Below are 15,086 nucleotides of genomic sequence, written 5' to 3' on the forward strand. Positions count from 1 at the left end.
CATGAGTAAATTAGTTTTCTTCATGGTCTTGATATTATGTTTTGCCTGCAGCGGTGATGAGAATAATTATGTTGAGATTTCAGAAAATAAAAAATTAGACTTCCCTCAGCCGGATTTCTTTCCACAACCTGTTTACAATTTGGAAGAAAATCCACCTACAGAAAAAGGCTTTGAGTTGGGTAAAAAATTATTTTACGACGGAAAGTTATCTTCAACAGGAGTTATTTCTTGTGGATTTTGTCACGTCCAAGAGTTTTCTTTTACGCACCATACCCACGAAGTGAGTCATGGTGTAGATGGTGCTTTAGGAACTAGAAATGCCCAACCTTTAATGAATTTGGCTTACTTCGAAGAATTCTCGTGGGACGGTGCAGCCCAACATCTAGATGCTTTTTCCATCATCCCTATCACTACAGATACAGAGATGAATGAAACGGTGTCTAATGTGATTAACAAACTGAAAAGCGACCAAGACTACAGGGAATTATTTGGTGAAGCATTTAACAATGGAGAGGTGAATACGCAAAATATGTTCAGAGCCTTGTCTCAATTTATGGTGATGATGGTTTCTGCAGATACAAAATATGATAAAGTTTTAGAAGGTAATTCTGTATTTAGCGAAGAGGAATCTGCAGGTCAATCCTTATTTGAAGCTAAATGTGCAAGCTGCCATAAGGGTATCCTTTTTACAGATCAATCCTATAGAAACAATGGATTATCCATTGATCCTAGGTATAATGATATTGGACGTAAACGCGTAACAGGACTTGAGGAAGATAAATACAAATTTAAAGTCCCTACCTTAAGAAATATTATGGTCAGTTTACCCTATATGCACGATGGACGCTTTCAATCTTTAAAAGAAGTTTTAGATCATTATGACTCTGGAGTTGAACCTACACAAAATTTAGACCCTAGCTTACAACAAGAAAATAACTTGGGAATCTCGCTCACAGAAACTGAAAAAGACCAACTTATTTCTTTCCTAAAGACCTTAACCGACGATAACTTTCTACTCGACCAGCGATTTTCTGAATTTTAAGACTTCTCTACTTTAGATAAATTTATAGCCGTTTCTATCAATGCCAAATGAGAATAAGCCTGTGGAAAGTTTCCCAGCAACCTTTTTGTTTTAAAATCTATATCCTCACTCATCAATCCTAGGTGATTAGAATAACCGATTAACCTCTCAAATTGTTGCTTAGCGTCTTCCACTTCGCCAATTTTAAACAAACTGTTGATATACCAAAATGTACATATCGTAAATGACGAACTAGGCAAACCAAAGTCGTCCTTGTTTTTATAGCGATACAGAAGTCCATCATTTGTTAAATGCTCTCCAATAGCCTTTACAGTACTTACAAACTTCGGATCCTTAGCCTCTATAAAACCATAGGTTTCCATCAAAAGTACAGAGGCATCTAGATCTGTAGAATTATAGGATTGAGTAAACGCCTGCATATCTTCATTCCAGGCATTCTCCATAATATCATTACGTATAGCTTTTTCCAAAGTTTTCCAGCGTTCAAGCTTGGAAGATTTATCAAAGAGTTTAGAGATTTTTATAGCTCTATCTATAGCTACCCAGCATAAGACTTTTGAAAAGGTAAAATGTCGATCTTCAGTCCTGAATTCCCAGATTCCTTTATCTGGCTCTTGCCAGTGTTTTCCGACTACCCAAGCAATCCCTTTCGTAATGGTCCATAACTCTTCTTTATTGTCTAGATCTGATTTGAATTTGACTAATTCTTGATAAATGACATCCACCAATATTCCGTAGATATCATTTTGCTTCTGTGCATAAGCCGCATTACCAATTCTCACTGGTTTAGAATCTTTATAACCAGACAAATGTGTTAAATGCTTTTCGGTCAATTGCTTTTCTTTATTGATTCCATACATGATTTGAAGTTTTTCATTCTTATCTGGAATCAAATCTATTATAAATTGCAAATAGCGTTTTATCATTCTTTTGTGACCTAATTGAGAGACTACTTTCACCACCATAGAAGCATCTCTAATCCAACAGAATCTGTAATCCCAATTCCTAACCTCCCCTATAGTTTCCGGTAATGAGGTCGTAGCTGCCGCAAGTATCGCTCCCGTTTTGTCATAACTCAAAAGCTTAAGAGTCATCGCGCTTCTTAAAATCATATCATCATAAGTGCCAAACTTGGGCGTCCTAGAACTCCAATTGAGCCAATATTCTTTGGTTGTTTCTAAGTCTAGAGATATAGACTCCATGTCTGGCAGCTCTATCTTTTCATTATAAGACAAAAGGAAAAAAGCATCTTTGGTAAGGGAAATTTCTTTTGAATTTGCAACTGCCTCTTTGTCTAAAGAGGTGTAAAGAAACAAGGTATCAAACTCATCGGCTTCCGTAAGACCTACTATAAAATTTTCTTTGATGAATATCTCCGTGTTTCCAAGAGCATACTCCAATTTTGGATTGAAATCAACCTTTAGTTTGGGAGTTCCCTTAGTAACTTTCAAATACCTTATGAGTTCTGGAGGGGTGTGATAATTCTTATCTTTTTTGAGATAACGCGGCAAGAAATCATAGACTTCAAAGCTAGCATTTTGGGATGAAAAAGTAGTTTTAAGAATAGACGTGTCTTTGACATAAACCTGAGATATTTCGTAAGAGTCATCCACATGAAAAGCGAATTGGCCTCCCTTCTTCTCATCTAGTAATTTTGCAAAAACAGAAGCGGAATCAAATTCTGGTAAACAACACCAGTCTATTGAACCTGTCTCAGAAACCAAAGCTGCTGTCCTACAATTTCCTATTATTCCATAGTTAAGATTATTCATGAATCTTGATTTTTTGGGAGATTAAAATCATATTTTTGATTAAATAAAAGGAAATAATACGAGTTTAACAAAGTTTTTTCATGAATAAAATGATAATTGTATCCAATAGACTACCTCTACAAATAAGTATAGAAGATCATCACCTCAAAGTAACGTCGAGTGTGGGCGGACTTGCCACAGGACTTAAATCTGTACATAAAGAGAGTAATGGAATTTGGATTGGCTGGTCAGGTCTAACTCAAGAGGAACTTACTCCCGAACTTGAGGACAAGGTTCAAGAAGCCGTTCATAAAGAGCAATGTGTGACTGTGAATCTCACTCAAAGTGACCTAGACTTATATTACTATGGCTTTAGTAATAGAACATTGTGGCCATTGTTTCATTATTTTATTGAGTATACAGAGTACCATCCCGAGTCTTGGAATGCCTATAAACGCGTAAATGAAAAATTTGCGGAAGTGGTTTTAAAACACGCAGAAGATGGTGACCAAATCTGGATACAAGACTACCAACTCTTACTTGTTCCGGCCCTTGTTAAAGCTAAAAAACCCAACATTTCTATCGGATTTTTCAATCATATTCCATTTCCTTCTTATGAAATATTCAGAACCTTCCCTAAACGTAAAGAACTTTTAGAAGGTATGCTTGGTGCCGATTTGATTGGTTTCCATACCTATGATTATGAAAGACACTTTTTAAGTTCTGTAAAACGCATTCTTAGTTTGGAAGTTAATTTCAACAAAGTCACCTATAACAACAGAATCATAAAGGTGGACTCTTTTCCGATGGGCATCGATTACAAAAAATTTAAAAATGCTGCTCTTAAGCATGATAAACAGAATGAAAATAACAAAACTGAAATTCAAAAAAGACTAGATCAGCATCTTCAGAAAGAAGTTGGGATGAAAATGGTGCTTTCCATTGATAGAATGGACTATACCAAGGGTATCCCAAACAGGTTGAAAGCTTTTGAATATTTTTTGAGGAAATATCCAGAGTTTCAAGAGAAAATAAGACTTGTTATGCTGGCGGTCCCTTCACGATCTGAGGTACCTCAATATCAAAAATTGAAGCAAGAAACAGATGAACTTGTAGGTAGAATTAATGGTGAATTTTCCACGGTAAGTTGGACCCCTATCTGGTATTTTTATAGAACCTTACCTTTTGAAAATATAATAGATCTCTACACCTCGTCGGAGGTTGCTTTAATTACTCCTGTAAGAGACGGTATGAACCTCGTTGCTAAAGAATATGTTGCTACTCGAACCAAAGAGGATGGCGTGCTAGTCCTTAGTGAAATGACTGGGGCTTCAAAAGAACTCAATGAAGCTTTGCTCATCAATCCTTTCAATTATGAAGAAATTGCGGACACTCTAAAGCAAGCTTTAGAAATGCCAAAGGCGGAGCAAAAACAGAGGATGAAAGCACTACAGAAAAGAGTGTCTAGATATAGCGTAGAGAAATGGGCTAGTGAATTTATAAATTCTCTTAAACAAGTACATAAAGTTTACAGTATTATCCAAGCCTCAAAATTGAAATCAACTGATATAGAGAATTTCAAAGAGATTTTAAAATCCCCTGGAAAAAAGATCATGTTTTTAGATTATGATGGGACTTTGGTCAACTTTACTAAAAACCCTCAAGATGCTAAACCAGATTCTGAGCTTTTCCAAATATTAAAAGGACTGGAAAAAATTGAAAATCTCGAGCTTGTGATCATTAGCGGGAGAGATAAAAAAACGCTGAATGAATGGTTCAAAAACACGTCTTACACACTAGTATCCGACCACGGGGTTTCCGTACGCGAAAAAGATCAAACATGGAAAATCCTAGAGCATTTAAAAACCGATTGGATGGAAGATGTTCTCCCTGTATTGGAAACTTTTGTGGATAGAACACCAGGAACACTTGTTGAAAAAAAGAAATTTTCGTTAGCCTGGCATTACAGAGATACTGATATCGAATTAGCTCAAAAGCGAGTTGTAGAAATAAAAACGGTGCTAACGAGTTTTATCTCTAACACAGACCTTACCTTGCTAGAAGGTAATAAAGTCATTGAAATAAAAAGCAGCAAAGTTAATAAAGGTAGAGCATGCAATTATATCTTGGATCAAAATCCTACTCAACATGTCTTTGCCATTGGAGATGACTGGACCGATGAATTTATGTTTGAGGAGCTTCCAAAGAACTCACAGACCATAAAGGTAGGTGTAAAAGAAACTAAGGCTAAATTTTATGTAGCTAGTGTAGAAGATGTGAGGAGCCTTCTAAAAGAACTGCCTAAACATAACTAGGTTGATGAAAAAAAATAGTCTTACAATCAAAATTACTAAACAAACTTATGAGTAAACAAATAAAATTAATTTGGGACTTTAAAGGTCCAAATGCAGAGAAAACGGCGGAACACCACACCATTCATTTGAATGACTATTTAAATACAAATTCCTTGGATCTGAAAATAACAGGAATAGAGAAGCTAGATGACTTTCAATTTATCGCTTTTATGGTTGTTGAAGAAGTGGACATGAAATCTGTAAGAGATCGTTTAAAACCTCATAGAGGAAAGGTTTATATAGGATAACTAATACCAAATTAAACCTATAATGTCGCAATAAATTGTTTTACTGGTACGAATTGTATTCTAAACAGTCATTTGATTTTTTGTAAAATTCTTGATTTTGTTTATACCATAGTCGACTAGGAAATTAGTGTCCCAGATATATGTTCCTTTGTCATAACAAACTACAAAACTAACCAAGATGTTAGCTGAATAGTAAGTCATTTTTCCACCTAGCCAATAATAATAATAAAAGGGTAACATTTTATAAGAAACTGAAGCGCTTAGAGATTTCATTTTTAAAAAAGACCCTACAAAATAATAAGGATTTAAGATAAAATTTAAATTTCATTTATTGATATTTAAAAAACAACAAGAGCAATTCAAAGCATCTTCCTTTCGTTTTATACCAAATTGGACCTATAATGACGCAATAAATCGTTTCTTTTTCGCCTGGTTTTCATCAAAATAATTACCGTAGCTAAGGCTATGCTAGTTATTTTTGATTTCAATCAATCAAAAAACCTGTGCTGAGCTACGTCGTAGTATAATTCAACTTATTCATACGGCATTATAAATATAATTTGGTATTAGAGTGTAAAATTATCTCTTTTTAGGTTTTTTATAAAGAGGAACAGCAGAACATGCTTCACCATACATAATGAGCTTAGCAACTGGTTGTAGCATTTGCAGAGCAAGTAAGTAGGCGTTTTCTGGCACTGGTTTGTCAGAACAGCCTTTTATAATGATAGGTTTATCATTATAATCAGTCAGATCAATTTTAGAAAGTGCCTCTTGATAAAGCAGGGAATTTAAAACCTCTAAGGACCCAAAAACAACTTTTTGAGCTATATCCTCAAGGTAAGTAGTTACCAAGAGATAAGCCCAACTCGGAATTATGGAATCGGTAGAACAATGAAGCGATACATAAGCACCTTCATATTGTTTCCAGTCATGTGCTTTTAGCTCTAGCCTGAAGTCTTTTTCTTTAAGAATAATTCCTTGGAACAACCAATCTTTAATATCGATTTGTACTCTTCTTCCTTTTGGATAGTAATCCTCTAAATTAAAGGTTATCAAAGGACTTTTTGCGACTTTATTTACAATATCAGCCATAGACTTATAACATTCCTAATTCAAGTTTCGCTTCTTCACTCATCAATTCTTGAGACCAAGCAGGATCGAAAGTCAATTCTACTTCACATTCGTTGACCCAATCTAAAGAAGCCGCCTTTTCCTTTACTTCTTGAGGAAGAGATTCAGCTACTGGACAGTTGGGCGAGGTTAAAGTCATTAAAATTTTGACATCATCGTTCTCATTAACAAAAACATCATAAATAAGTCCAAGTTCGTATATATCAACTGGGATTTCTGGATCGTAAATAGTTTTTAAAACTCTTACTACATCTTCCCCTAGTTTTTCTGTGTTTAGTTCTTCAGCCATAATGTTAAGCTTTATTTTGTTGGCTATTGTATGCAATAGCGTACATTTTCATTTGTTTTACCATGCTAACCAATCCGTTAGCTCTGTTTGGTGATAAGTGTTCCTTAAGTCCAATCTCATCTATAAAATCAGTGTTTGCCCCGATGATATCTTCAGGTTTTTGTCCAGAAAATACACGAATAAGTATGGCGATAATTCCTTTGGTAATTATGGCATCGCTATCTGCTGTAAAATCGAGCTTGTCATTATCCATCGCTCCATAGACCCATACTCTACTCTGACATCCTTTTATGATGTTTTCATCGGTTTTATATTGGTCTTGAATAAGTGGAAGAGATTTACCAAGGTCGATCATATATTCATACCGATCCATCCAGTCTTCAAAAATGCTGAATTCTTCTACAATTTCTTTTTGTCTTTCTTGAATATTACTCACTTTTTTCTAGCTTTTTTTCTGCCTTAATTAAGACGTTTCCTTCTTTAGATTTTAAGTAAATTACTTCAGATGAAGTATCAAATTGAGTTACTGAAGCTGCTTTTTGAAAAAATAAATTTTCAAGATCCATTTTGTCATCACAATACATTTTTGTTGCTGAAGCAAATCCTAAGTCTAAAATTCCATCATTCATTTTATAGCTGAAGTTATAATTGTTGCACCCCGAGTATCCTGAAATTTTTGAGTTTTCAGGATCTACCTTCAAGGTTAGTCTAGAGTCTACAAGTTCTTGATCCCCTAGCTGGGTTATAACATAGTCTTCACCTATAAGCTTTTCTGAATTCATTTTTCCTTGCTGTTGAGCTTTACAGGAAACCAAAATTAAAAAAATTGAAAACAAGGCGAAGCCTGTTTTTAAAATTGAATATGATTTCATGATAACATGGATTTCGCCTTTTTCAAAGCAATAATAAAGGAATCAATTTCTGCTTTCGAATTGTAAAACATAAAAGAGGCGCGAACAGTTCCTGGAATTTTATAAAAATCCATAATAGGCTGAGCGCAATGGTGACCAGTTCTCACGGCAATTCCCATTTTGTCGAGCAAGGTTCCTATATCATAGGGATGTAAACCTTCAATGTTAAATGACAAAACAGCCGTTTTATTTTCTGGTGTAGTCCCATATATTCTTACGCCTTCTATTTTCTCTATCTCTTCAGTTGCATAAACAAGCAACTGCATTTCATAAGCTGCAATGGTCTCAAAACCAATAGCATTCATATAATCTAGAGCTGCACCAAAAGCTATACCTCCAGAAATATTTGGGGTACCAGCTTCAAACTTATGAGGTAATCCAGCATAAGTCGTCTCTTCAAAAGTCACTTGATCAATCATTTCTCCACCACCTTGATAAGGAGGTAGCATGTTTAAAAGTTCCTCTTTTCCGTATAGCATGCCTACACCTGTTGGGCCGCAGATTTTATGAGCTGAAACCGTATAGTAATCTATATCCAAAGCTTGAACATCAGCTATTAAATGAGATGCAGCTTGTGCTCCATCAATCAAGACTTTAGCATCAACTTCATGAGCTAAATCAATGATCTCTTTAATAGGATTTATAGTGCCTAAAGCATTGGAGACATGGTTTACAAAAACAAGTTTAGTATGCTCGTTCAACAAGTCTTTGTAAGCATCCATCACCAATTCTCCTTTTTCTGACATTGGAATGACCCTCAATTTTGAGCCTGTTTTTTTACATAGCATTTGCCATGGAACGATATTGGAGTGATGCTCCATCGCCGATACCAAAATCTCATCTTCAGGCTTCAAAATAGAAGCATATCCATTGGCAACCAAATTGATACTATGCGTAGTTCCCGACGTCAAGATAATTTCGTAGTTGTGTTTCGCATTAAAATGAGCTCTTACTTTTTCTCTAGCGGACTCATAAGCATCTGTAGCAATTTGCGAAAGCGAATGTACTCCTCTGTGGATATTTGCGTTCTTATTTTCGTAATAGTCTACAATACAATCTATAACCTGTCTTGGAGTTTGAGATGTAGCAGCATTATCAAAATACACCAAAGGTTTCCCATTTATTTCTCTATGTAAAATGGGAAAGTCTTTGCGTATGCTATCTATGTCTAAAAGTTGTTCAGAAGTATTCGTCATGTTCATATTTCGTTTCTTAAAATTTTACTTCTTAGTAAGTTGACCCAATTGAATTCTTATAAGTTGAATCCTAATTCGACTTCAAGTTTCAATGCAATTTGTTTAGTAATTCTTTTTTTGATTTCTGGAATTTTAACACTACCCAAAACTTTATTTGCAAAAGCAAACATCAGTAAGGCTCTAGCTTCTTTTTTAGGGATTCCTCGAGTTCTTAGGTAGTATAAGGCTTCATTATCTAGTTGTCCAATCGTACAACCATGACTGCATTTTACATCATCTGCAAAAATTTCCAATTGTGGCTTAGAGTTACAAGTAGCCCCATCGTCCAATAAAATATTATTATTGCTTTGAAAAGCATTTGTTTTTTGTGCCAATCTATCTACAAGAATACTCCCGTTAAAGACACCTACCGATTTTTCAGAAAAAATTCCTTTATAATCTTGATGACTTTCACAATTAGGCTCGATGTGATGAACCAGAGTATTGTGGTCTACATGTTGTTTTCCTTCTAGAATAGTAACTCCTTTAAGTATAGAATTACAGTTCTCTCCATGCTGATAAAACCTCAAATTGTTTCTAGTGATTTTTCCACCTAATGAAAACGTATGTAAAGAACAAGTGCTATCTCTTTCTTGTTTGATAAACGTATTATCTATAAGAGAAGACGTGGTCTTATCATTTTGAATTTTATAATAATCCACTTCAGCATTTTTTCCGACATAAACTTCTGTCACCGAATTGGTAAGCACAGGATTATCCGTCAAACTTTGATGCCTCTCAATAATTTGAACGTGAGCACCTTCTTCAGCAATAATTAAGTTTCTAGGTTGGATCATTAAAGCTGACTCATTTCCTGTAGAAAAATTAAGAATTTGAATAGGTTTTTCTGCACTAACGTTTTTAGGAATTCTAATATAAGCACCTTCTTTAGCAAAAGCCGTGTTTAAAGAAGACATACTCTCCTCAGGAACGATTTTATTAAAATACTTATCCATGATAGGCTTGTATTTAGACTTGTTCAAAGCCGAAGACATCAGACAAGCATCCAACTTATCGTGGGTAGTTCTCGACAGATGAGAAGAATAAATTCCATCTATAAATACGATAGTATACGTATCTATATCATGTATTAAGTATTTCTTTATATCCTTATAATCTATGGCATCTTCCTTTTTAGGGAATATGCTGTAATCTTCTTTTAATACAGAGTTGAGTGAAGTGTATTTCCAAGCTTCCATCTTTTTGGTAGGAAAGCCCGTACTTTCAAAAAACTTTATAGCTTTGTTTCTTACGCTATGGATATCATTTTCCATATCCACTTGCTCTTCAAAAGCAAGATAAGAAGACATTAATTTTTCTTTAAGTTCCATGTTTTAAATCTTTTGGGTTAGGGTAAAAGCTTACTTACTAAGTCATTTCTGCTCGTTCTTCCTTAAGCCAATCATAACCTCTTTCTTCCAACTCTTTAGCCAGTTCTTTACCGCCTGTTTTTACTATTTTACCATCTACCAAAACGTGTACAACATCTGGTACGACATAGTCTAATAATCTTTGGTAGTGTGTAATCACCAATGTTGCATTGCCTTTATTTCTTAAGCGATTTACACCGTCAGAGACAATTCTAAGAGCATCTATGTCTAAACCAGAATCTGTTTCATCAAGAATAGCCAATTTTGGTTCTAGCATAGCCATTTGGAAAATTTCATTTCTTTTTTTCTCGCCACCAGAGAAACCTTCATTTAGGGATCTAGATAAAAATTTTCTGTCCATGTCTAACAAGGCAGATTTTTCTCTAATCTTTTTCAGCATTTCATTAGCTGGCATATCTTTTTGCCCTCTAGACTTTCTGACCTGATTGATAGAGGTTTTGATAAAATTGGTCACAGAAACTCCTGGGATTTCAATTGGATATTGAAAAGATAAGAAAATCCCTTTGTGCGCTCTTTCTTCAGGAGAAAGTTCAGATATATTTGCTTTTTCAAAGAGGATATCTCCTTCTGTAACTTCAAAATCTTCATTACCTGCAATAACTGAGGCAAGTGTACTTTTACCAGATCCGTTAGGACCCATTATAGCATGGACTTCTCCAGCGTTAATCTCTAGATCAATACCTTTTAAAATCTTTACACCGTCTACACTTGCGTGTAGGTTTTTTATCTTTAACATAACTGCTTATTATTTACTTAGTCTAAGACTTTGTTCATCTTTAGACTGTTCTACTTTTATAATATTTTGGATCTTAACCACTTTAGGCCAAGCATCCTCTTGTGTATTGTTTTCTATTTTTACTTTTAAAGTCACCTCAAAGGACGCATACGGATCTGGATTCATATCGCGAACATTTGCGATGAGTTCTTCCGCAATCTCATTAATGACCACACCGTAAATTGCGTTTTTAGTTTGAAAAACCGCGGCAGAATCCGCATAAATAAATTCGCCTGTCATCGTTTTTAGCGAACCTTGCAATTCTGCCTTTAAGATTTCTTCATCTACTTTTGAATCTTTAGACTCGGTTTTACAAGACCCTAAAGTAAATAGACAAACTAAAATGGATAGTAAAAATATCTTCATTGATTTATTTATGATTATCCTACTGAACCTTCTAGCGATATTTCAAGTAATTTTTGAGCTTCCACTGCAAATTCCATTGGCAACTTATTAAGGACATCCTTGCTGTAACCATTTACAATAAGTGCAATCGCTTTTTCAGTATCAATTCCTCTTTGATTACAGTAAAAGATTTGATCTTCACCAATTTTAGTGGTCGTAGCTTCGTGCTCTACTTGTGCCGTTTTATTTTTAGCTTCAATGTATGGGAACGTATGAGCTCCACATCTGTTTCCCATCAATAAGGAGTCACATTGAGAGAAATTTCTCGCATTAACTGCTCCTTTATTAATTTGAACTAAGCCTCTATAACTATTTTGAGAATTTCCTGCAGAAATACCTTTTGAAATAATTGTGCTCTTGGTGTTTTTACCAATATGAATCATTTTGGTACCAGTATCTGCTTGCTGATAATTGTTGGTCACTGCAATGGAATAAAATTCTCCAATGGAGTTATCACCTTTTAAAATACAACTTGGGTACTTCCAGGTTATAGCTGAGCCAGTTTCCACTTGAGTCCAACTTATTTTAGCATTTTTCTCGCAAATTCCTCTTTTGGTGACAAAATTAAAGACTCCACCTATACCCTCTTTATTTCCAGGGTACCAGTTTTGAACTGTTGAGTATTTGATTTCAGCATTATCTAAAGCTACCAACTCTACAACAGCCGCATGCAATTGATTTTCATCACGCATAGGAGCTGTACAACCCTCTAGGTAACTAACATAACTAGAATCTTCTGCAATCACCAAAGTTCTTTCAAACTGGCCAGTATTTGCTTGGTTAATTCTAAAGTAGGTTGATAATTCCATTGGACATCTCACCCCTTTTGGAATATAACAAAATGACCCATCACCAAATACTGCGGAATTCAAAGCAGCAAAATAATTATCTGAAGTAGGAACTACTGAACCCATGTACTTCTTTATAAGCTCTGGGTATTCCTGAATAGCTTCTGAAATAGAACAGAAAATAATGCCTTTTTCAGCTAATGTCTTTTTAAAAGTAGTCGTCACAGATATGGAATCAATCACTACATCCATAGCAACACCAGCTAATTTCTTTTGCTCATCTATAGATATTCCTAATTTTTTGAAGGTTTCCAACATTTCAGGATCTACCTCATCCAAACTATCATATTTAGGCTTAGTGCCAGGTGCAGAATAATAGGATATAGCTTGGTAATCTGGCTTTTCATAACCAATATTAGCCCAGTCTGGCTCCTTCATAGTTAACCAATGCCTGTAAGCATCCAATCTCCATTGTGTCATCCAATCTGGTTCTTCTTTCTTTTTGGAAATACCTATAACTACATCTTCATTTAAACCTGGAGGAAACGTATCGGATTCCATTTCTGTATAAAATCCATACTCATATTCTTTATTCTGAAGTTCCTTCTCCAGTTCTTGTTCTGTATATGCCATTATCGTTCTCTTTTAAGTTAAAGTGAAAAACTTTCACCACAGCCGCATGTCCTTTCTGCGTTAGGATTATTAAAAACAAATCCTTTTCCATTCAACCCACCAGAATATTCTAAGGTGGTCCCTATTAAATATAAAAAACTACTTTTGTTAATAATAATTCTTACATCATTATCTTCAAAAAGTTTATCTTCGTCGTTCTGGTCTTGATCAAAATTTAGATCGTAAGATAACCCAGAGCATCCGCCGCTTTTTACACCAACTCTTACAAAGTGGTTTTTGACATTATAGCCTACTTCACCCATAAGATTAGTTATTTTTACCTTCGCTTCTTCGCTAACTTTAATCATATTTAAGTGGATTAATTCTAAATTAGATACAAATATATAATTAATGAACTATTTCTACATGTTATTTACGAAATTATTTGCAATATTTAATTCAATTTTTCTCATTTTTAAAGGAGTTTGGGACTTTTTTTTAAACCGAGAAACCTGCTCACGCTGGCTTCTTGTTTTAAGATAATTATAAGCTTTGTTTAGCTAAAACCTTTTGAGCATTTTCAATTGAGAAATTAATAGCAGCTTTCATTTCTTCAGCTGAATTGTATTGCATCTCCAATAATTCCACCTTCGCCTTTATGCTATCTTTGTCTTTGGCCTGTAACCCAGTATTAATCTCCGTTCTTGAAAAAGAAGAGCTAAAGCTTTTCATCCAAGCCATCATAATATCATGGGCCTTTTGTAAATCTGCAATGGCTGCGGCGTGCTCGCCTACCAGCTGAGTATTCACTTCTTCTAAGCTTTCTAGTTCTTCTTTTTCACTTTCAAGCTCAGTGATTAGATTGTTAATCTTACTCATTTGAGGCATCACATCATCATGAATTTGGATAGTTTGCTTCATTTGCGCATCAAATGCTTTAGCTTCTGCAGACTCCTCCTCTTTCTGACAGGAAAAAGAGATAAATACCATACCTATCAAAATAGATTTTAAAATAAATTTCATACTATTAAATTTTTAAATGATTTCAAATTGTTTACCAGGCAATGGCCTTACAAAACCTCCCAATTCTAAATTAAGAAGAATTGAAGACAGTTTATGGGTTGGTAAACCGCAAATCAAAGATAACGCATCAATTTCTGCTTTACCAGTTTCTGTAAGTTTTTGTAGTACAAATTTTTCATCGTCATTAAGGTATACAAATAACTGGGTTTGGGTATTCTTTTTTTTAGTTTCTATGTCCCAATTGAGATTATAAACCAAATCTGCAGCAGAGGTAATCATCTGTGCTTTTTGCTGCTTGATGAGCATGTTACACCCTTTGCTGAATCTGTCTTGAGGACGGCCTGGAACTGCAAAAACTTCTCGATCGTAGGAATGCGCTATATCTGCCGTCACAAGAGAGCCTCCCTTTTCAGCACTTTCAATAACAATAGTAGCTTCACTAAGTCCTGCAATAATCCGGTTTCTACTCAGGAAATTCTTGCGATCGAAGGTATCGTCGCTGCAGAAGTCTGTAAAAAAACCACCATTATTTTCTATAGAAGACACGTATTTTTGATGTACTTTTGGGTAGATTTGATTCAATCCATGTGCCAAACATGCTATGGTTTGAAGATTATACTTGATAGCTGCTCTATGTGCTACAATATCTATTCCATAGGCCAATCCAGAAACTATTACTGGTTTGAGTGGAGCCAAATCTTCTATCAATTGTTCACAAAAAGCAATACCATGAGTCGTCACTTGACGTGTACCTACTATACTCAAAATAGGCTTGTTCTTAAGATTGATGTTACCTCTAGAAAATAAAAGTATAGGACTATCTATGCATTGTTTTAACCGCGATGGATAGTCTTCGTCCTTGAAATAACTAAGCTTTATAGTATTGCTCTGTATGAAGTTGAGCTCCTGTTCTGCCCCTTTCATTATAGCAGAATCTCTTAGTGTCTTTATTCTCTTACTTCCAATCCCATCTACTTCTTTTAAGTCGTTTGCACTGGCTTGAAATAAGGCTGTTGCACTGCCAAAATACTGAAGAAGTTTTTTCGCATTGATATGACCAATCCCCTGCATTTTATGCAACATCAGTAAATAAAGAAGTTCCTGTTCTTGCATCTTTAAGCTTATTAAACC

Annotated in this window: 16 protein-coding genes; 3 read left to right on the forward strand and 13 right to left on the reverse strand. The window is 35.0% G+C overall.

Annotated elements, in window-relative coordinates; genetic code table 11:
- Position 1: 1 nt before the first annotated feature.
- The gene (locus P700755_RS05150; RefSeq protein ID WP_015023677.1) at positions 2–1,042 is read left to right on the forward strand and encodes a cytochrome-c peroxidase; all 1,041 of its coding nucleotides are present in this window, start codon (positions 2–4) and stop codon (positions 1,040–1,042) included.
- Here the strand turns inward: P700755_RS05150 and P700755_RS05155 are convergent.
- Positions 1,039–2,814, reverse strand: coding sequence for a glycoside hydrolase family 15 protein (locus tag P700755_RS05155; protein ID WP_015023678.1), 1,776 nt, complete (start codon positions 2,812–2,814; stop codon positions 1,039–1,041). The genes P700755_RS05150 and P700755_RS05155 overlap by 4 nt on opposite strands.
- Before the next feature lie 80 nt (positions 2,815–2,894).
- Here P700755_RS05155 and P700755_RS05160 point away from each other — a divergent pair, with 80 nt between their 5' ends.
- Positions 2,895–5,108, forward strand: a complete 2,214-nt coding sequence (locus P700755_RS05160; RefSeq protein WP_015023679.1) for a bifunctional alpha,alpha-trehalose-phosphate synthase (UDP-forming)/trehalose-phosphatase — start codon at positions 2,895–2,897, stop codon at positions 5,106–5,108.
- A 47-nt stretch (positions 5,109–5,155) separates the two neighbouring features.
- Positions 5,156–5,395, forward strand: coding sequence for a hypothetical protein (locus P700755_RS05165; protein WP_015023680.1), 240 nt, complete (start codon positions 5,156–5,158; stop codon positions 5,393–5,395).
- Positions 5,396–5,974: 579 nt separating this feature from the next.
- Here the strand turns inward: P700755_RS05165 and P700755_RS05175 are convergent.
- From P700755_RS05175 to dprA, 12 genes are all read right to left on the reverse strand, one after another.
- Complete coding sequence (locus P700755_RS05175) at positions 5,975–6,487, reverse strand: DUF2480 family protein (protein WP_015023682.1); 513 nt, start codon at positions 6,485–6,487, stop codon at positions 5,975–5,977.
- Positions 6,488–6,491: 4 nt separating this feature from the next.
- Positions 6,492–6,815 carry a DUF59 domain-containing protein gene (locus tag P700755_RS05180; RefSeq protein ID WP_015023683.1) on the reverse strand — a complete coding sequence of 108 codons (324 nt, stop codon included), beginning with the start codon at positions 6,813–6,815 and terminating at the stop codon, positions 6,492–6,494.
- A gap of 4 nt (positions 6,816–6,819) precedes the next feature.
- Positions 6,820–7,251, reverse strand: a complete 432-nt coding sequence (locus tag P700755_RS05185; RefSeq protein ID WP_015023684.1) for a SufE family protein — start codon at positions 7,249–7,251, stop codon at positions 6,820–6,822.
- Entirely contained in the window at positions 7,244–7,687 is a 444-nt protein-coding gene (locus P700755_RS05190) for an META domain-containing protein (RefSeq protein WP_015023685.1), read from the reverse strand. Before P700755_RS05190 ends, P700755_RS05185 begins: the two co-directional genes overlap by 8 nt.
- Positions 7,684–8,928, reverse strand: coding sequence for an aminotransferase class V-fold PLP-dependent enzyme (locus P700755_RS05195; protein ID WP_015023686.1), 1,245 nt, complete (start codon positions 8,926–8,928; stop codon positions 7,684–7,686). Before P700755_RS05195 ends, P700755_RS05190 begins: the two co-directional genes overlap by 4 nt.
- A gap of 50 nt (positions 8,929–8,978) precedes the next feature.
- On the reverse strand, positions 8,979–10,292 hold the full coding sequence (sufD, locus tag P700755_RS05200) for a Fe-S cluster assembly protein SufD (protein ID WP_015023687.1): 1,314 nt from the start codon (positions 10,290–10,292) through the stop codon (positions 8,979–8,981).
- 37 nt (positions 10,293–10,329) lie between these two features.
- Positions 10,330–11,088, reverse strand: coding sequence for a Fe-S cluster assembly ATPase SufC (gene sufC / locus P700755_RS05205; protein WP_015023688.1), 759 nt, complete (start codon positions 11,086–11,088; stop codon positions 10,330–10,332).
- Positions 11,089–11,097: 9 nt separating this feature from the next.
- On the reverse strand, positions 11,098–11,493 hold the full coding sequence (locus tag P700755_RS05210) for a hypothetical protein (RefSeq protein ID WP_015023689.1): 396 nt from the start codon (positions 11,491–11,493) through the stop codon (positions 11,098–11,100).
- 14 nt (positions 11,494–11,507) lie between these two features.
- Positions 11,508–12,953 (reverse strand): Fe-S cluster assembly protein SufB, encoded by a 1,446-nt coding sequence (gene sufB / locus P700755_RS05215; RefSeq protein WP_015023690.1) that lies wholly within the window; start codon positions 12,951–12,953, stop codon positions 11,508–11,510.
- A 17-nt stretch (positions 12,954–12,970) separates the two neighbouring features.
- A complete protein-coding gene (locus tag P700755_RS05220) occupies positions 12,971–13,300 on the reverse strand; it encodes a HesB/IscA family protein (RefSeq protein ID WP_015023691.1) in 330 nt (109 codons plus the stop codon).
- 175 nt (positions 13,301–13,475) lie between these two features.
- Positions 13,476–13,955 (reverse strand): hypothetical protein, encoded by a 480-nt coding sequence (locus P700755_RS05225; RefSeq protein WP_015023692.1) that lies wholly within the window; start codon positions 13,953–13,955, stop codon positions 13,476–13,478.
- 12 nt (positions 13,956–13,967) lie between these two features.
- Positions 13,968–15,068 carry a DNA-processing protein DprA gene (dprA, locus tag P700755_RS05230; protein ID WP_015023693.1) on the reverse strand — a complete coding sequence of 367 codons (1,101 nt, stop codon included), beginning with the start codon at positions 15,066–15,068 and terminating at the stop codon, positions 13,968–13,970.
- Positions 15,069–15,086: the final 18 nt, after the last annotated feature.

Origin of the sequence: Psychroflexus torquis ATCC 700755 (assembly GCF_000153485.2) — a bacterium.
GTDB classification, from domain to species: domain Bacteria; phylum Bacteroidota; class Bacteroidia; order Flavobacteriales; family Flavobacteriaceae; genus Psychroflexus; species Psychroflexus torquis.